This is a genomic window from Maridesulfovibrio ferrireducens (assembly GCF_900101105.1).
GTDB lineage: Bacteria > Desulfobacterota > Desulfovibrionia > Desulfovibrionales > Desulfovibrionaceae > Maridesulfovibrio > Maridesulfovibrio ferrireducens.
This window is the reverse complement of sequence record NZ_FNGA01000001.1, coordinates 137,905-156,587: the sequence shown is the minus strand read 5'-3', so window position 1 is coordinate 156,587 and position 18,683 is coordinate 137,905. Positions and strand designations below refer to the sequence as shown.

Sequence of the window (18,683 nt, the reverse complement as noted above, 5' to 3'; positions counted from 1 at the left end):
TCCCACAATAATTCTACAAAGCGCGTATGAACAACTCCGATATTAACACTGACTTCGACGTAATTATTTTAGGTGCGGGCGCATCCGGTCTTTACTGTGCCATGCACGCTGCCAAAAGGGGCAAACGTGTGCTGGTTCTGGACCATGCGGGCAAGGCTGCCTGTAAGCTCCGGGTTACCGGCGGCGGAAAATGTAACTTTACTAACTTGAGTGTCGAGCCTGAGAATTATCTCGGTGCAAACCCTCATTTTTGTAAATCCGCACTGGCTCGTCATAACCAGTGGGACTTTATAGAATTTATCACCGAAGCGGGCATTGTTTACGAAGATCGTAACGAAGGTGAGCTTTTCACTTTGGATGGTGCCGGACAGATTGCCGGGCTTCTCGTTTCCAAATGTCACCGCCTTGGTGTCGAAACTCTGCTTGACCGCAACATTGATTCCGTAGAAGGGCGTGGACCTTTCACCGTGAAAACCGGTGTTGAAATTTTTGAAGCCCCATCACTTGTTGTGGCGCTCGGTTCACCTACTTGGCCTTCTGTGGGCGCAACAGCTCTCGGTTATAACATTGCCGACCAGTACGCACACCGCATTGTCTACCCTCATCCCGGCCTTGTTCCGCTTATGATTGGCGGCCCGAACGGTAAAATATGTGAAGAGCTTAGCGGCAACTCACTGCCTGTCCGCATCAGTTGCGATGGTGTGAGCTTTGAAGGTGATATGCTTTTCACTCACAAAGGAATTTCCGGCCCTGCGGCATTACAGATTTCATCTTACTGGCGCAAAGGTTCCAGCATAGATATTGATCTGCTGCCCGGTCAGAACTTTGGTGATGTGCTTGAAGATTTCCGCACTGAAAATATTGCTTTGCATTCTTTCATGGCTAGATATTTCTCCCGCAAACTCGTGGACGTACTGCTCACAGGTGAAGACGAGGAAACTCCCGTCAGCCAGCTTACTAAAGAGCGCCGTCTTGCATTGTCTGAACGTGTTCATTGCTGGACTCTTAAGCCAGAGGGAACAGAAGGGTACGCCAAGGCTGAAGTTGTTGTGGGCGGAGTGGATACTAATCAAGTGTCGTCTAAGACAATGGAATCTAAGAAGGTTCCCGGATTATACTTTATCGGCGAAGTTTTGGACGTAACAGGCTGGCTGGGCGGATATAATCTGCAATGGGCTTGGTCATCTGCTTTTGCTGCTGCTGAGTATGTGTAAAGAATAGAAGAATAAAGAATGGGTGATTTCGCCTTCGGCTGGACCAAAGGGAATAATCCCCTTTGGAATCCCTATTAGGGGGAAGGCTTGTAGCTGAAAATATAAATCGACTTTTGGTAAATATTAATTACCGGAAGTCGATTTTTCTATGGTCTGAATTAATATTTCGATATCAAACGGTTTGCTGACATAATATTTTATGCCTGCTTTTTCAAAATCGTTGTGAGTGTCTTGTAAGGAATGTCCGGTCATGGCAATGATTGGCGTTTTTGATTTTTCTCCGAAAACGGAACTGTCCTGAATCCTTGTGGCGGCTTCAAGTCCACTCATTTCCGGCATCTCTATATCCATGAGGATGCAGTCGAAGTCGTTATCTTTTAGCAACTCAAGCACTTGCAAGCCGTTTACTGCCGTGGTCACCGTATATCCGTGTTTTTCCAGCAGTCTGGAGGCGGAGAGCAGATTTATTTTTTCGTCGTCGGCTAAAAGTATTTTCATCCAGCTCGTGTGCTTGATTTTTTAACAGCGCCCCGTTTTTTGGAAACAGGGCGCTGAATTAAATTACATTTCGTTAGGAAGCTTTTTCAGCTGTGCATATGTGTAAACCGGGCCATCCTGACAAACATAGCTGGTTCCGATGTTACAACGTCCGCATATGCCGACACCGCATTTCATGCGTTTTTCAAGGGTGGTATAAATCTGCTCATCCTCGAAGCCGAGTTTTGCGAGCGCCTGAACTGTGAACTTAATCATGATCGGCGGACCGCAAGTTATCGCTACGCAGTTTTTAGGAGAAGGATTAATATCCAGAAGTACATTCGGGATTAGACCCACGTTGTGCTCCCAGCCTTCAAAAGCTGCGTCAATGGTCAGATGCGTATCAAGATCATCTCTTTCCAGCCATTCGGGAAGTTCATAGCTGAACGCCATGTCTACCGGGCTTCTTGCTCCGTAGAGCAGAGTGATTTTGCCGTAATCTTTACGATTATCGAGCATGAAAAGCAGCAGTGTGCGAAGCGGTGCCATACCGATTCCGCCACCGACGAAGACGATGTCTTTGCCTTTCATATCTTCGTAAGGGAACGCATTGCCGAGCGGAGCGCGAACTCCGATCTGATCTCCGGCGCTTAAGGTGTGAAGCATTGAAGTCACTTCACCAGTCTTCATTACGCTGAATTGCAGGTAGTCCATGCGGGTAGGGGAGGAATTGATTACAAAAGTAGCCTCTCCTATTCCGAATGCGGACAGCTGTCCGACCTGACCCGGACCGAAAGTGAAATCTTTTTTCAAGTTCGGGTTGTTCAGCGTAACGCGGAAGGTTTTGATAGTCGGAGTCTCTTCAATTACTTCCTGAATAGTCGCCATTGCCGGCAGATAAGGATTACTATTCATTGTTAGGCCTCCTTCTTGGTTGCTGGCTTGTAGGCGATTGCACTCAGTACTATCTGGCGGATATCAACGCCGACCGGGCAGCTCTTGATACAGCGTCCGCAACCGCAGCAGGAGATAACTCCGTCGTGCAGGTCGGGATAGTAGCTGAATTTGTGACCGACTCTATTCTTGAGCCTGTTGGCCTTGGCGGGACGCGGATTGTGTCCGCTTGCTTCAGATGTGAACTGGGCTGACATACAGTTGTCCCATGATCTGATGCGTGTTCCTTTCAGGCCGTTTGCTTCGTCTGTTATATTGAAGCAGTAGCATGTGGGGCACAGGTATGTGCAGGCTCCGCAGCTAATACATTTGTCTGACATTTCTTCCCAGAACGCACCGTTATCAAAAACAGCCAGAAGTTTTTCAGGGCTGCCTGCGAAATCAGGAGCTTTGTTCATGGAAGCATCAGCAGCTTTTTTATATTTTTCAGCTTCGGCTTTCATTTTGGAGCCGTCAGTGAGCAGAGAACTTTTGAGAAGTTCTTCGCCTCGTTTGCTGATAGATTCGATATAATAGCCGTCTTTTACAGGAGTCATGAGAAGATCTGATCCTGAAGGATCAGACGGCCCGCTTCCCACTGCGTTGCAGAAACAGGTGGCTTCACCTTTTTCGCATGACAGAGTGATGAAGTAGGTGTTTTCTCTACGAGCCTTGTAATATACGTCGACTTTATCGCCATTCAGATAAACACGGTCGAACATAGTAAAACCGCGAGCATCACAGGGACGGTTTCCAAAAACAACGTAGGATGTGGTCGGAATAGTTTCCTTTACATCCATAGCGATCTTGGAAAGGTTTTCCATGTCTTTTATTTGGCTGTATTCAAGAAGTGTTTCACTTTGCGGGAAGATTGCCTTTTTAGGAGGGGCAGTTGCTTCCCTGTCAATGAAGAAACCTTTCTCTGAATCATAGGGCCGGAAAATGATAGAGTCACCTTCGAACCGGGGGGCGAGCACTTCGTGATCTTGTCCCAGTTCTTCCAGCCATGCCGACAAACTTTCTTTTTTTATGAATTTAGTCTGCGCCATTACCATTTCCTCTCTCTGATCTTATCTTCTTCGGTTTTGAAGGTCATGAGCGGTGGTGTCGCTTCCGGATCTATTCCGGCTTCATAGTCGAAGACTTCTTTGATCTCTTTGTTCATTTTTTTCTTGAACAGGAGGATGGGAATATCTACAGGACATGCCCGCTGACATTCTCCACACTCAGTGCAGCGTCCGGCAAGATGATAGGCGTGGATAACCTGAAACATCCATTTGTCACGAACATGGGCTTCCTGACTCAGCCAGTGAGGATCGCGGCTTTGAGCAACACAGTGGTCGCGGCATACGCATAACGGGCATGCGTTGCGGCATGCGTAACAGCGAATGCAACGGTCCATTTCTTTCAGCCAGAATCCGAATTTTTCTTCCACAGGCTTTTCTTCAAATTCGACTACATCTTTGTAACCGTCTTCAAATGTTGCTGTGGTTGTTACTTCTTCTCCTGCAAAGTGATCGCTCAGCACTGCATTAGGGTAACGGCAGGTTGCGCATTTGTCGGCAAGAACATCTCCCAGGGGGAGTTTGTGTTCTGCGCCGGAAGCGCTGACCGTGACGTCTGATCCGGAGATTTCACAGGAGTCGATGTTTCCAACGTCTCCTACTATTCTACGGATTTTGGTCTGGTCTACGACACCGTTACAACCGAACCCGAAGATGGTTACATCTGCGCGGTCGATAAGATTTTCCTGTAGTAATTCAACTACGGAGCGGCTGTCGCAACCTTTTACTACAATGCCGACCTTTTTGCCGCGCAGGGCGGGCAGATAGGTGGCAAGGTTATGAACGCAAAGCGCGTCCACTTGAAGTTTATCAATATCTTCATCCCTGCGAATGAAATGCGGAGTGGCGTGAAGCGGGTCATATCCACCCGTCCATCCTATCACAACATCTAATTCCGGCAGGGCTTTCCTGATTTGTTCTTTCAGATCTTTCAGATTTTGCACCCTGTATCTCCTTGGTTGAAAACGGCAGCTTAAAGAGCCGCTTCCATCAATTTGAGAGTCTCTTCTGCATCCGCTCCAGCTATTTTAGGGGCGGGTCCAAGCTCATGGATTTGCTCGGTGAATTTCGTCACGACTTCCTGCCAGCGTTGCCCTTCAGAGGCTGAAACCCAAGTGTATTCAAAACGCTTGGCATCAATACCCATGATCGGAAGGAATCTTTTCAGCATTTCCAATCTGCGGCGGGCGTAGAAGTTGCCTTCGGTATAATGGCAGTCTCTAGGATGACAGCCGGAAACCAGCACTCCGTCAGCGCCGGACATGAGAGTCTTGACGATAAACAGGGGGTCAATTCTACCTGAACAGGGAACCTTTATAACTCGCAAATCTGTCGGTTGTTTGAATCTTCCTACTCCGGCGGTATCAGCACCGCCATAGGAACACCAGTTACAGAGAAAACCGACGATTCTAAGTTCTTTACCTTCTAGAATCGGCATACTGCGTTAACCTCCGCGAGAATCTGGTTATCAGTGAAATGCTGGAGCTGAACTGCGCCCTGAGGACAGGTGGCTGTACAGATTCCGCAACCCTGACAAATTGTTTCAATCACATCGGCCTTTTTCATGCCGCGGAAATCAATTTCCTTGATGGCTCCGAAGGGGCATGTCTGGATACATTTTCCGCATCCGATACAGCGCTTGATATCAACTACTGAAACCTGCGGGTCGCTTGCAAGCATGTCTTGCGAGAACAATCCCAGAACTTTAGATGCTGCCGCGCTGCCCTGTGCTACTGAAGCAGGGATATCTTTCGGTCCCTGACAGGCTCCGGCGAGGTAAACCCCGGCAGTGTTTGTTTCAACAGGCTTAAGTTTAGGATGTCCTTCCATATAAAAGCCGTAAGCATCGTATGAGATACGCAGTTTTTTAGCCAGATCGGTCGCTCCGACAGAGGATTCTACTCCAACTGCGAGAACAACGAGATCTGCGTCAATTTCAACCTGAGCACCCATAAGAGTATCTGCACCGCGGACAACCAGTTTATCCCCTTTAGGATAGACCATTGAAACGCGACCGCGGATGTAGTTGGCTCCATATTCTTCCATAGCGCGACGGGTAAACTCGTCGTACATTTTACCGGGAGAGCGGATGTCCATATAGAATACATGTGACTGAGAATCGGGAAGGTGGTCTTTGGTCAGAATTGACTGCTTGGCTGTGTACATACAGCAGAAGCCGGAACAATACGGACGGCCGACAGATTTATCTCTAGATCCTACACACTGGATGAAAACAACATCTTTAGGTTCTTTGCCATCGGAAGGACGTACGATGTGTCCTTCACTTGGTCCTGAAGCGGAAAGCATGCGTTCGTATTGCAGGGAGGTAATAACGTCGGGGTATTTTCCGCCGCCGTATTCTCCGTATACAGTCCAGTCGAAGAGGTCATATCCTGTTGCCGCGACAACTGCGCCGACATTTTCAGTGATAATTTCATCTTGCTGAGTAAAATCGATTGCTTCCGAAGGACAGACCTTTGCACAGACGCCACATTTGTCTTTCTGTATTTTCATACAGAATTCAGGGTCGATCTTTGCTTTTTTAGGAATGGCCTGCGGGAACGGGATATTGATAGCTTTTGTCGTTGCAAGTTTTTCGTTAAAGAAGTCAGTAGCTTTTCTGCTGGGACATTTTTCAATACATAGACCACAGCCTGTGCAAAGATCCCAGTTAACGTAGCTGGCTTTCTTTTTAATTTGGATCTCAAAGTTTCCGACATAACCGTTAACTTCTTCGATTTCTGAATATGCGTGGAGAGTAATGTTCGGATGCTGTGCAACATCAACCATGAGAGGTCCGAGGACACAACTGGAACAGTCCACAGTAGGGAATGTTTTATCCAGTTTAGCCATCTTGCCGCCGATGGTGGTTTCTTTTTCAACCAAGACTACTTTTAGTCCACCGTTGGCACAGTCCAAAGCTGCCTGAATACCGGCGACACCGCCACCGATGACCATGACACTCTTGTTTACAGGGAATTGTTTGGAGAACAGTGGACGGTTCTTGAGAAGTTTTGCAGCCGCCATCCGAACAAGATCAGATGCCTTGTTGGTATTGGCTTCTCTGTCCTTCCCTACCCATGAAACGTGTTCTCTTATGTTCGCCATTTCGAAAAGGTAGCGGTTCAGACCCGCTCTTTCCAAAGTACGGCGGAAAGTAGGTTCGTGCATTCTTGGTGAGCAGGATGCAACAACCACACCGTCTAGACGGTGTTCTTTAATAGCTTCTATTATACCATCCTGTCCGGGTTCGGAGCAGGCGTACATTGTATCTGTTGCGAATACTACGCCGGGAAATTCCCGGGAAGCTTCAGCAACCGCGGCAGTATCCACGGTTCCTTCAATATTAGTTCCGCAGTGGCAGATAAAGACTCCTATTTTCATTTAAGTCTTCTCCTTGACGTTCTTGACCGGGGTGGGAGCTCTTAGGAGGTCTCGTCCCTGCCGATGGCATTAATGACTTTGCGAGGGTCCACGCAGAGCTTGTCGATTCCGAGTTCCTTTTCGCTTAGTCCGAGAGCCAATCCGATAAGCTGGGTGTAGTAAAACACCGGGATATGGTGATTGGTTCCGGCAGCAGAGTTTACCTGATCCTGTCGCAGATCAAGATTCATCTGGCACAAAGGGCAGGCCGTAACCAGCGCTTCAGCTCCGATGTCTTTTGCTGCGTCAAGCAGTTTGCTGGAAAGGCTCATAACAATATCCTTACGAGGGATACCGAATGAGGCTCCGCAGCACTCAACTTTAAGCGGGTAAGGAAGGACCGTTGCTCCCAGAGCTGTCATGATATTGTCCATTGCCATGGGGTGCTCAGGGTCGTCAAAGTTCATGACTTCCGGCGGGCGGTTCATGATGCAACCGTAATATGCCGCGACGTTAAGTCCTTTAAGTGGTTTAACAACCTTGGCTTTCAGAGCTTCGAGTCCCATGTCTTCAACAATAATCTGCAATACGGACTTCGTTGCGACTCCGCCCTGATAGGGGGTGTCGAGCAGTTTGTTTACCTTGTCGCGAAAGCCGTCATTTTTCATTCTATGAGTGGCTGTCTTGAGGTTGGTCAGGCAACTGGGACAAGGTGTGATCGCTGTGTCCAGACTCATTTTTTCGACCAGAGCAAGATTGCGGGCCGAAAGAGCTGAGGACAAAGTATGATCGACTGTGTGTGCCGGGGTGGAACCGCAGCAACTCCAATCGGGGATTTCGGTCAGCGTTATGCCCAGTTCTGCACAGACTGCGCGGGTGGACATGTCATATTCAATAGAAGTTCCGGTACCGGAGCAACCTGGATAATACGCATAAGTTAAGGAATCACTCATTTACGAGACTCCTCTTTGAATCGGTTAAAGATCTTTTTGACTTCTTCTTTGCCCTGTATCTGGGGAGGCGTGAAGTGCATTTTCCCTTTGGGCAGAACTTTTGGTCCCAGATCGACGTCTGTCCAGAAGCGTCCGGTTTTAGTGATATAGGACGCTAGAAGCCCTATTTCAAAGACTCGTCCGTTATTTTCAACTGATGACAGGAAACTGTCCCAGAAGGATTTAACAGTAGGCACTGGAGCATAGCCTTCACGGCGGGCCATGTGGCGTAATACGTCCATTATGTGTGCTACATCAATGTTGTTTGGACATCTTGTTGTGCATGATTCACATGTTGCACATAGCCAAAGAGATTTACATTTCAGAACAGTTTCTTTCTGCCCAGTTTGTACAAGGCGCATAATCTGATTCACAGGTATGTCATATACAAATGTATATGGGCACCCTGCGGTACAGTTACCGCATTGATAGCAGAGGCTCATGTTCTGGCCGCTTTCTTCTTCGACTTGCCTTACAAAATTAGCGTCGTAAGTTTTGGTAATATTAACTATTTCCATAAATGAGTAGCCGCCTTTACGCTTTGAAGTCCGGTGGAGCGAACTTGCTGTGTGTAGATTGGCTTAAAGATTCATAACAGAGGATGGATTCTTAAGATGAGGCATACTGCCAGAAGATCCATCCTTACCGCAAGTAGTATTCACAGACTTTGAACCTTTGTATAAAATTGTTTTTTTGTCAAAGTACTAAATTGATTGCATAATCATGTGAAAAGGAGTGTGCATAAAGAATATTTTAATGTATAAACGTAAAACTATTTGAGAATTGAATTTGTAGTACCACTGTTGTTTTGGCTATTACATAGTGGATAGTCGTATAGTTATATTTCTCTTCACATATACCCCTAAAGCTAGTAATGGAATGGTCGATATATGATTAATGAAGCTGTGAATTATTTATAGAGTAATAGGGCAATCTCTTTGAATTCATAGTAAAAGATTTTTAGGGACGGTGAATAACGCGAGGTTGAGTTGGGTGAAGGGGAAGTGTAATTTTTACATTTAAATTTGGGGTGAATCTTTATGCGAGGAAAAAGCTATACCATACGAATCGGTGTTTTTTTAACGATACTGACCGTGTTCGGGCTGTCGTTCGTTGGTTATGGTGTCACAAATTCGGCAACCTATGTTGGATCAGAAGCTTGTGCAGAGTGTCATGAGAAAGAATTTTCAAACTATAGCAAGTACTCTAAAAAAGCTCACTCCAGTGCAAGTATTAAAATTATGGCTTCTGATCTTGCTCAGGACGAACTTAAGGATTGTTATTCCTGTCATGCCACAGGATATGGCAAACCCGGCGGTTTTGTTTCATTTGAAAAAACGCCTCAGTTAGCTGATGCCGGTTGTGAAGTTTGTCATGGACCGGGGTCACTTCATGTTGAAGATGGAGATCCTGAGCTTATTAAAGCTAAGGTTGATATCAAGGACTGTGAAACCTGTCATAATGCCGACAGAGTTGAGAACTTTAACTTTAAACCGCTGATTTATGGCGGCGCACACTAAGGGAGGGATTATGAATTTTATCAAAGACTCCCTTGGAAACAAAGTTCTGGTTTTGACCTCTTTGTTGACAGCGACAGTTTTTATTTGTCTGTTTGCAGCAAACTCTTACTGGCAGAAAAATTCAATGTTGCACGAGATTGAAGGTTCAGCTGTAAGAACTGCCGATTTGTTGCAGCTTGCGATTAGAGAGCCTATGGCTAAGGGTAACAATAAAGCGACCACTGAAAAGTTCGTCACAGTTGCAGAAAACTATAATGATGTAAGTGTGTATCTTACTAATTATAAAGGTAATATTACTTACTCTACTTCTAAAAATGATTTGCGCTCAGAGTTAGCTCCTAAATTTGATAATCCTGAAATTAAAGCCCTCTACGCGAAGAGCCTTAAGTCCGTGATTAAGGGAGGAATGCTTTCCGAGATTGGTGGTAAGGACGTTTTTGTTCAAGTAGAGTCAGTAAAAAATGAAAAACGTTGCTATCATTGCCATGGTAGCAGGCAGCAGATCCTTGGTTCGTTAGTAATGGTTCAGGATGTATCCAGTCAGTTTGGCTCCTTGGTAGACTCCCAGATTAAAGCGGCAATGCTTTCTTTTACCGGGTTTGTAGTTTTGCTTGGAGCGTTACTGTTCTTTATGCGCAAGTCTATTGTTAACAGGATTGAAGTTATCACCGGAGCTACTGATGAGTTTACAAGCGGCAACCTTGATGCTCACTTTGAAGTGGCCGGAAGTGATGAACTTAGTTTGCTCGGAAACAATCTCGGCGAAATGGCCAGACAGATTAAAGATCAGCTACAATATAATAAGGGTGTGTTGAACGGAATAACCGTGCCTTTGTTTGTAGCTGATGAAAATAATAATATCGGGTTTGTAAATGGACCGATGCTTAAGATTCTGCAAAAAACAGAAGCAGCAATTATCGGTTCACCGGTCGGTAGTCTCTTTATGAAAGACGGCAAAGCTATTACTACCGATGCCCTTCAAAATGATGGATGCCCTCAAGACTTGCTTCGCTATATTAGGGAAGACGGAGTTGAATTCCCGCTTAGGTATCAGGTTTGCGCTCTTTTAAATGCTGAGGATAAAATTGTCGGAGCTATTGCCGTCATGGTTGATCTCACTGAAGAAGAAGAAAGCCGGATGCATATTGAGAAGCAGCAGGAAGCTCTTCTTGAGGTTGCCAACGAAGTTACCGGAGTTTCAGCGAAACTGCTTTCCTATTCTGAAGAACTGTCACAGCAGATGAATGAACTCACTATTGGTGTTGATACCACTGCGATGCAGACCGGACAGGTTGCAACGGCTATGGAGCAGATGAATGCAACTGTTCTTGAGGTTGCGCAGAACACCGGTGAAACAGCTGAGGCTTCTGAAAGAGCTAACACCGTTGCCCGTGATGGCGGTGAAGTTGTCAGGAATACCGTTCAAGAAATTCATATGGTTACCAAGACCACTGATAGGCTTGCGGAACTTTTGAATGATCTATCTGTCCGCGCTGAGAATATCGGTGCCGTTATGTCGGTAATTAATGATATAGCAGACCAGACTAATCTTCTGGCTCTTAACGCAGCTATTGAAGCAGCCCGTGCCGGTGAAGCCGGACGAGGATTTGCGGTTGTTGCGGATGAAGTCCGTAAACTTGCAGAAAAGACGATGTCCGCAACCAATGAGGTTGAGGGCGCTATCGACTTGATTCAGCAGAGTACTAAAAAAGTCGTAACGGAAATGTCTGATGCCCGTGAGCGTGTCGGCAGAACCGTCACGATGGCTGAAGGTGCAGGTGGAGTTCTTGAGGCTATCGTCAAGGAATCTGAAAATATTGCCGACATGGTAAGAGCAATTGCCACTGCGGCTGAAGAGCAGTCTGCAACCAGTGACGAGGTTAACAACAGCGTTACTGAGATTAACGGCCTCTCACAGACTTTGTCACAGGGGATCATGAATGCGAATGAGGGAATTCAGGAAGTATCTGAAATGGCTCAACACTTAAGTGAGCTTGTCTCCCGCTTCAAATAGATTCTGAATAAAGAGTAAAAAATAACCGCCCCGCTGAAATATTTCAGCGGGGCGGTTTTTTTGTGAGCAGTTAAAAAGGTATGAAGCGCTGGCTCTTAACGCCAGCCCTTGCCGGTATTACTGAAAATTTCTGTGATGCGGGTTCTCTTTGTTGCCGTGAAGTGGTTATTACGGGCTATTTCAGGCGTTTTACCGGTACTTTCATATACGGTCTCTATATATTTAAGAAGACCTATAAGACCTTTTTTCTTTGAGCTTGTTCTTTTGACAATGCACTTAATGCTGCCCGGGTCTATGGCATGATATCTGGCGAGGTATGCTCCGTTCTCTCGCGGAAGGATCTCCATTCGCTGTATGCCTTTTATATGACTTCGGTTGAGCTTGGTTACCCAGCTCTGAGAGAAGACTTGGAAGTGGCTCAGTTCGGTCTGTCCGGCTAGTTCACTGGCGAGTGCATTTGTAGAAAGTAGTAGGCAAAGTATGACTGCAAACGTTTTTATTTTGGTAAGGTTCATTTGTTCTCCAACTAAAAAAAGGGTGGAAAGAGCAATGCCCTTTCCACCCTATTGTTACTCTAAATCGAATTTGAAAACAAGAACCCGACAAGAGGTCTTAATCTTTACTTTTTATACTACTCTTCTACGTCGATTTCAACACGACGGTTAAGCTTACGGCCTTCCTTAGTGGTGTTTTCGTACTTAGGATTCATTTCGCCGTATCCGGTAGCAACAATACGATCTGATGCGATTCCGTTGGCAGCCATCCAGTCTGCTACAGATTTTGCTCTGCGCTCGGAAAGACCCTTATTGTATGCTTCTGGGCCGGTGCTGTCAGTGTGTCCGCCTACCATAACTTTCAGGTTAGGATATGCTTCGAGCATTGCAGCTGCTTCAACGAGGGAAGGTTCCATTTCTTCGGTGATCTGGAACTTGTCGAAGCCGAAGTTCAGGTTACGGAAAACAATTTTTTCCTGAACAGGTGGAACAACTACAATTGGAACGATTTCAACGATAAGTTCTTCTTCCTGAGTGTAGAAAACATCCTGAGCAAACTTATCAAGTACTGCTTTGTTGGAAAGGTCGGATGCTTCAACAAATACTCCGCAAGGAGTGAGGGAAGCAAGACGTTTCATCATTGCGAGTCCCTTTGGAGTGTCAGCAACACTGATTGTGTGTAGGCAGAAACGGTCACCGTATTTTTTGGACATGTTGGAAATAATCGCTGCAGGGTTTCTACCGGTGTTGGAAAGACCGTCAGAAACAAAGATTACAGCTAATTTCCCTTTCCATGTGGAAAGTACGCCGTCTAAGTCAGCAAAGCCTTTGCCCATTGGTGTAGACTTGAAAAAAGGCAAGTCAGTAGGAGTGGAGGCCAATCCTTTTGCTATTGCGCTTTTGTTGTAAGTAGCCTTTGGAGAATAAGTTATAAAATCAGGCATTGTGTAAAGCGCTGACTGGTATCCAAGGTTAGGAATAACTCCGTTCAAATGTTTTAATGCATTGAGTCCGGCAATTATTTTAGAGTTACCGGTAGCTTTGTATGCTTCATTCATTGAAGGTGAAGTATCTACAAATAATGCAAAGGCATCAACTTTAGGTTTAAGCACAATTTTGCTTTCGGCAGAAGCCATTGAACCAAGGGCCATGAAGGTAATCAGTGTAAGAGCCAGAAGTGAAATTAGTTTTTTACTTTTCATTATTACATTCCTCCGATCAGTAGGGTAATAGGTTTTAAATGTATATTTAGACCTTAATTATTAAGGCATTATTTTTTTTTAGGCAACAATTATTGTGTTATTTTATTTAGTTCTTAAATATTTGTAGCCGCAAAGTGTTTTTCGAGCATTATTTTAAGGATTGTTCTGTCTGTGTCTATCATTCCCTGCGTACTGAGAGTTCCTATGTTTTGCATTGTCTGCTCGGGGGATGTTCCGATAATACCATCAGTCGAATGGACATTTACACCGTGGATTGCAAACAGTGCGGCTTGAACAGCAGTTCCGGCAGCTGTTGCGAGCTTTAAAGCGCAACCTGATTTTGCTCCGTCACAAATTATGCCTGCCAGATCTTCAGTGAGGTTGGTTATGGCTCCGGCCATCTGGCTTGAAGTTCCTCCCATTAAATAGGTAGTACCTGCTGTAGCTCCTGCGCCTGCTGCAACGGAACATCCGCAGACAGCTGACAGTCTGCCTGTCTGAGCTTTAACGTAAGCTGTCACAAGGTGGCTGAGTGCGATTGCTTCGAGTAGGGTCTTTTCATCACAGTCGACAAACTTGCTGACCGCATAAATCGGCAAAATAGCTGTTAAACCGTGATTTCCAGATCCCCCGGAACTCATGGCGGGGAGTTTAATTCCACCCATTCTTGCATCTGCCGCCGCGGAGGTGATAATCCGGGCAGAAAGAATCATATCGCGAGTCAGGAGTTTCAAGCGGGCAAGTCTTTCAAGGGCAAGACCTACACCAAGTCCCGAACCGTGTTTGAGGCCGTAGTCGGCGAGCCTCATATTATATGTGATACCTTCTTTGAGAAAAGTAAAATCATCTTTATCAAGGTCGTTGATCATATCGATCAAGTCATCCAGAGAAAGTTTTTTAATGAAATCTTCAAGCTTGAACACGTCAGCTTTTTCAGCTTGTGTTCTTTTTACCAGCGGAGAATCTGTAACCGGAAGAGAATCCATCGTGAGGCTGGTGATATTGTCGTGAACACCTTCGATGATTGCTTCGGTTACGTGGTCTTTATAGGTCAATAAGGCTCTGACATAGATTCCTTTTTGATCCTGAAGCAGGTTAACTGCAACTTTGTTTTCATTTTTAAATTTGCAGGCTGCGTTGACACCCTCATCAGTGACGGGTTCCAGAACTTCAAGTCCAAGAGCCGGATCGCCGCATAAAGCTCCTAAAGCCGCCGCAGTATCAAGCCCGTTAAGTCCACCCGTTCCGGGAATAATAACAGCCAGTCCATTTTTATAAATGTTTGGATCAACCCATATTTCTATATGATCCGGGCGTTCATTATTAATAACTGAAGCGGCCGCCGCTGTAGCAAGGGCAATTGCTACAGGTTCAGTACACCCAAGTGCCGGAGCCACCTCAAGGTGGAGTATTTCTTTTACGGTATAATTCATATTCGTTCTCGTTTGGTGCTGAGTTCTATAAGTGTTTAAGGCAATCCTTTTGTGTGAAGAATCTATACCGTTACTATTAAGAAAGTCTAGAAATAATCATGATAAAAGTAAGTATTTCTTTGATTATAGCATGGTATGAAAAGCAATCAAGCATTAATTTAATTTTTTTTGACCTGTGATTCCCTGTTGAACGGGTGCTATTAAGGTTAATAATGTTGTAAATTTATTTTACTATGTATGAAATGTTCGTCATATGTAAATCAATAGTATGGATAATGCGTTATACAATAAAAACTAATGTATGATATAACTGGTGTATATTAATGTGTTGCAGTGTTTACAAGATTTTATAGGTGTAAGCTGTAAAAATGTTTCGGGTAAAATTGCAAAGCGTGAAGAGTTTTATGGATTTTAGTTAGTTTTTACGGGGTGATAATTTCTAATTTAAAATTTCATAGCATTGTTTCCGGGCTATTATATTTATGTCTGGACTAGCAAGTATCAGTTAATCTTTGTTTAAGTGTCGAAATGTAGTTGAAAAAAGATAGAAAAATAAGTAACATCCGTCATCTTGAACTGTGAGATTACTTAGATAAATAGTCATATCTGCTTAAAAAAGCTGGAGAATTGATATATGTATATTGTTACCGGCGGTGCCGGTTTCATCGGCAGTGCCATGGTTTGGAAGCTCAATCAGATGGGAATTGACGATATTTTGATCGTTGATAACCTTGCAAAGAGCGATAAATGGAAAAATTTAGTAAATCTTCGTTACGAAGATTATGTTCATAGAGATCAGTTTTATAAGATTCTTCTCGAAGGGGAAGATCCTTTTCAAACTGACGCAATCATTCATATGGGAGCTTGTTCCTCCACCACAGAACTGGACGCAGATTTTCTGATGGAGAACAACTATCGTTATACCCAGATGATTTGTCGTTTCTGTCTCCAGCACGATGTTCGTTTTATCAACGCATCCAGTGCTGCAACATATGGTGACGGCAGATTCGGGTTTGATGATGACCATGCTGGGATTCAGCAGCTTAAACCCATGAATATGTATGGTTATTCCAAACAGCTTTTTGATTTATGGGCTCTTCGCGGCGGGATTCTGGATAAGCTTGTCTGTCTCAAATTTTTCAATGTATTCGGACCGAATGAGTATCATAAAGATGATATGAAAAGTGTCATCTGCAAAGCTCACCGCCAGATTAGCGAAACCGGTGAGATGAAGCTTTTTAAATCCTACAAACCTGAATATTCCAATGGCGGACAGAAGCGCGATTTTGTTTATATCAAAGATTGCGTGGATGTTATGTGGTGGTTTCTTCAGAACAAGGATAAGAACGGCATCTTCAACATCGGAACCGGGCAGGCTCGTCAGTGGAATGAACTTGCTAATTCTGTTTTTGCTGCCATGGATGTTAAGCCGGATATCAGCTACATCGAAATGCCTGAGTCAATCAGGGATAAATATCAGTACCTTACTCAAGCTAATATGAGTAAGCTGGTTGCTGCCGGGTATGAAAAACCGTTCACTTCACTTGAAGACGCGGCTAAAGATTATGTGCAGAACTATCTCGCTCAAGAAGATCCGTATCTAAAAAGCTAACAGTTTAAATTTGTTGAATATCAGGGGTAGGTCGTTTTGAAATCAAGGTTTATCATACTCATATTTTGCCTCCTTTTGTGCACTTCGGGATATGCCTTTGCCCAAGAGCAGGTAATAATATCTGCGCCTGACGGTAACGGTACAGCTCAGGCACAACAGGAGTGGCAGTTCTCTGCGGATAAGGTTGTCGCCGAGAATGACAGTGAGTATGTGCAGGCCTATGGTAATGTAACGGTCCGAAGCGGAACAAGTTATATCAAAGCTGACTTTGCACGCTTTTATCAGGCTACCAAATGGATTTACCTGAAAGGCAATGTCAAAGCTCAGTGGAAAGGCGATTTCTACGATGCTGCTGAAGCTGAATTCGATCTGAATAACATGGTCGGATGGCTGAAAAAAGGGCGTGTTTTTGTTGCAAAGCCTCATGTCTATTTTGAAAGTGAATTTATAGAAAAACATAACGGCGCCACTTACAGCTTTAAAGATGCAAAAGTGACTGCCTGTGACGGAGATAATCCTGCCTGGTCTTTTGAGGCCGGAGAAGGTGATATTACTCTCAATGGATATGCAAGACTTTGGCATTCCAAGTTTAAAATTAAAGGTGTGCCGGTTGCGTATACGCCTTATATGAGTCTTCCGATTGATCAAAAGCGTCAGTCCGGTTTTCTGACTCCTGAAGTGGGCTCCTCTAAAAAGATGGGCACAAAGGTTAGTATTCCTTATTACTGGGCTATTAACGAAGAAATGGATCTTACCGTTTACGGTGAATATCTGGCCAAACGTGGTTTCAGACCCGGCGTAGATTTCCGACACACAGAAGATGTGAACACAAAAGGGCAATGGCGGGCCGATTGGTTGTATGACGGTAAAACATATGACAACGCCGCTGATTCCGAGAGTGTATTCAAAGACGAAGGGATGATCAGACCCAACAATAACAGATGGTGGATCAGATCAAAATATAACGGATACGTAGGCTCACCTGATTGGCAGACAATCGTTGACCTTGATTTGGTTTCTGATCAGGATTACCTGCGTGAATTCAGATCCGGTGCAAACGGTTACGAAGCAAGTAGGGAAGGTTTCCTTGATGAATTCGGTCGTGATATTAACCCGATGGATTCCAATCATAGAATCAGTACCGCGTTAGTCGCTAAAAGCTGGGATCAATTCGCGGTTTCAGGACTCGTTCAATATGATGAAGACTTGCGCTACCGTAACGATAATAATCCCGGTGATAAAAATCCTACTTTGCAAAAGCTGCCTCAGTTGGATGCGTTCGCTTTCAAAGAAAATCTGATGGGAACTCCTCTCGAGTGGGAAGCTGAAGTCAGCGCTAACTATTTCTGGCGTGAATTCGGTATGACCGGTGCTCGTTTTGATGTTCATCCTACACTCAGCATGCCGGTTACAGCTGGCGGCGTTACCTTCATTCCTCGTGCAGGAGTAAGAGCTACTTCGTATCTGATGGATTCTTATCAGAACGCAAGCTCAGATATTAAACGAGACTCAACTCAAGGCCGCTTGATTGCTGATGCCGGTATCACCGCGTTTTCCGAATTTTTCAGAGTTTTTGATGTAGGTTCAGACCCGGTTGCTTCCAAAGAGAATATCGGGAAAAGCAGCTGGACCAAAATGAAACATAATATTGTTCCTCGTCTCGAATATAACTGGGTACAGGATGATCCTAACCAGAAAGAGCTTCCTTATTTCGATTCCAGAGACCGCATTACAAAGTCTAATGATATTACTTTCTCGCTGACAAATGTTTTGGACCGCAGTCAGTCCACGGTTGTGGCTGGCAGAGACGGTGAGGCTGTTCTGGAAAGCGAATATCTCGAATTTTTCAGATTCCGTTTAGAACAGGGTTATGACATTGACGAAGCTGGACGTTCCGCAGACCTCAGTCAGTATGAACGCCGCCCGTTCTCGGATGTCATGGGTGAAATTATTCTGACCCCGTATAATTATGTGAATTTGACCTCCCGTACTTGGGTCTCCCCTTATCTCGGTGATGTTACAGAGCATGAAAATATTTTGAAACTTTTCAATGACTCATACGGTGAAATTCTGTTTGGATATGACTACCTGCGTAAGATTGATGAATATAAGCGTAAACAGGAATCAGACATGCAGATTGTCAGGTACGCGGCTAAAGCTTACCTGCCTTGGGGATTGGTTGTCGGTGGTGAATATCGCGCCGATATCAACAACAGCAAAGACCTTGAAAAGACTGTTTCACTCGGATGGAATCATCAATGTTTCTTCGTTGAGTTTCTCGCTTCAAAAACGACTATTGACGAACGATACGCTGTGAACTTCAATCTTGTTGATTTCGGAGTGTTCTAGTTCACTAAAAAAGTGT

General features: G+C 44.8%; 16 protein-coding genes. 5 read left to right on the top strand and 11 right to left on the bottom strand.

What is annotated here, in order from left to right:
• Window positions 1-26 precede the first annotated feature (26 nt).
• Window positions 27-1,214 carry an aminoacetone oxidase family FAD-binding enzyme gene (locus BLT41_RS00675; RefSeq protein ID WP_092157261.1) on the top strand — a complete coding sequence of 396 codons (1,188 nt, stop codon included), beginning with the start codon at window positions 27-29 and terminating at the stop codon, window positions 1,212-1,214.
• Window positions 1,215-1,337: 123 nt separating this feature from the next.
• Here BLT41_RS00675 and BLT41_RS00670 read toward each other — a convergent pair whose 3' ends face one another.
• From BLT41_RS00670 to BLT41_RS00635, 8 genes are all read right to left on the bottom strand, one after another.
• Window positions 1,338-1,712: a response regulator gene (locus tag BLT41_RS00670; protein WP_092157260.1), complete on the bottom strand. Its 375-nt coding sequence runs from the start codon at window positions 1,710-1,712 to the stop codon at window positions 1,338-1,340.
• 63 nt (window positions 1,713-1,775) lie between these two features.
• Window positions 1,776-2,606, bottom strand: coding sequence for an FAD/NAD(P)-binding protein (locus tag BLT41_RS00665; protein ID WP_092157259.1), 831 nt, complete (start codon window positions 2,604-2,606; stop codon window positions 1,776-1,778).
• A gap of 2 nt (window positions 2,607-2,608) precedes the next feature.
• Window positions 2,609-3,673, bottom strand: a complete 1,065-nt coding sequence (locus BLT41_RS00660; protein ID WP_092157258.1) for a 4Fe-4S dicluster domain-containing protein — start codon at window positions 3,671-3,673, stop codon at window positions 2,609-2,611.
• Window positions 3,673-4,632, bottom strand: a complete 960-nt coding sequence (locus tag BLT41_RS00655; protein ID WP_092157257.1) for a 4Fe-4S dicluster domain-containing protein — start codon at window positions 4,630-4,632, stop codon at window positions 3,673-3,675. The genes BLT41_RS00660 and BLT41_RS00655 overlap by 1 nt, the downstream gene beginning before the upstream one ends.
• Before the next feature lie 29 nt (window positions 4,633-4,661).
• On the bottom strand, window positions 4,662-5,126 hold the full coding sequence (locus BLT41_RS00650; RefSeq protein WP_092157256.1) for a hydrogenase iron-sulfur subunit: 465 nt from the start codon (window positions 5,124-5,126) through the stop codon (window positions 4,662-4,664).
• Window positions 5,114-7,072, bottom strand: coding sequence for a CoB--CoM heterodisulfide reductase iron-sulfur subunit A family protein (locus BLT41_RS00645; protein WP_092157254.1), 1,959 nt, complete (start codon window positions 7,070-7,072; stop codon window positions 5,114-5,116). The genes BLT41_RS00650 and BLT41_RS00645 overlap by 13 nt, the downstream gene beginning before the upstream one ends.
• A 41-nt stretch (window positions 7,073-7,113) precedes the next feature.
• The gene (locus BLT41_RS00640; RefSeq protein ID WP_092157251.1) at window positions 7,114-8,004 is read right to left on the bottom strand and encodes a CoB--CoM heterodisulfide reductase iron-sulfur subunit B family protein; all 891 of its coding nucleotides are present in this window, start codon (window positions 8,002-8,004) and stop codon (window positions 7,114-7,116) included.
• A complete protein-coding gene (locus BLT41_RS00635) occupies window positions 8,001-8,561 on the bottom strand; it encodes a 4Fe-4S dicluster domain-containing protein (protein WP_092157249.1) in 561 nt (186 codons plus the stop codon). Before BLT41_RS00635 ends, BLT41_RS00640 begins: the two co-directional genes overlap by 4 nt.
• A gap of 522 nt (window positions 8,562-9,083) precedes the next feature.
• Between BLT41_RS00635 and BLT41_RS00630 the strand changes: the two genes are divergently transcribed.
• Together BLT41_RS00630 and BLT41_RS00625 are read left to right on the top strand one after the other, a co-directional pair.
• A complete protein-coding gene (locus BLT41_RS00630) occupies window positions 9,084-9,563 on the top strand; it encodes a cytochrome c family protein (RefSeq protein ID WP_092157248.1) in 480 nt (159 codons plus the stop codon).
• Between the two features lie 10 nt (window positions 9,564-9,573).
• On the top strand, window positions 9,574-11,577 hold the full coding sequence (locus BLT41_RS00625; RefSeq protein WP_092157247.1) for a methyl-accepting chemotaxis protein: 2,004 nt from the start codon (window positions 9,574-9,576) through the stop codon (window positions 11,575-11,577).
• Window positions 11,578-11,672: 95 nt separating this feature from the next.
• Here the strand turns inward: BLT41_RS00625 and BLT41_RS00620 are convergent, their stop codons facing one another.
• The 3 genes from BLT41_RS00620 to BLT41_RS00610 form a co-directional block, all read right to left on the bottom strand.
• Window positions 11,673-12,092 carry a PH domain-containing protein gene (locus tag BLT41_RS00620; RefSeq protein ID WP_092157246.1) on the bottom strand — a complete coding sequence of 140 codons (420 nt, stop codon included), beginning with the start codon at window positions 12,090-12,092 and terminating at the stop codon, window positions 11,673-11,675.
• Between the two features lie 116 nt (window positions 12,093-12,208).
• Window positions 12,209-13,273: an OmpA family protein gene (locus tag BLT41_RS00615; protein WP_092157245.1), complete on the bottom strand. Its 1,065-nt coding sequence runs from the start codon at window positions 13,271-13,273 to the stop codon at window positions 12,209-12,211.
• Window positions 13,274-13,386: 113 nt separating this feature from the next.
• On the bottom strand, window positions 13,387-14,706 hold the full coding sequence (locus BLT41_RS00610; protein WP_092157244.1) for an L-cysteine desulfidase family protein: 1,320 nt from the start codon (window positions 14,704-14,706) through the stop codon (window positions 13,387-13,389).
• A 634-nt stretch (window positions 14,707-15,340) separates the two neighbouring features.
• Between BLT41_RS00610 and rfaD the strand changes: the two genes are divergently transcribed.
• Together rfaD and BLT41_RS00600 are read left to right on the top strand one after the other, a co-directional pair.
• Window positions 15,341-16,318 (top strand): ADP-glyceromanno-heptose 6-epimerase, encoded by a 978-nt coding sequence (rfaD, locus tag BLT41_RS00605; protein ID WP_092157242.1) that lies wholly within the window; start codon window positions 15,341-15,343, stop codon window positions 16,316-16,318.
• Window positions 16,319-16,354: 36 nt separating this feature from the next.
• The gene (locus BLT41_RS00600; RefSeq protein ID WP_244512162.1) at window positions 16,355-18,667 is read left to right on the top strand and encodes an LPS-assembly protein LptD; all 2,313 of its coding nucleotides are present in this window, start codon (window positions 16,355-16,357) and stop codon (window positions 18,665-18,667) included.
• The last annotated feature ends 16 nt before the right edge of the window (window positions 18,668-18,683 follow it).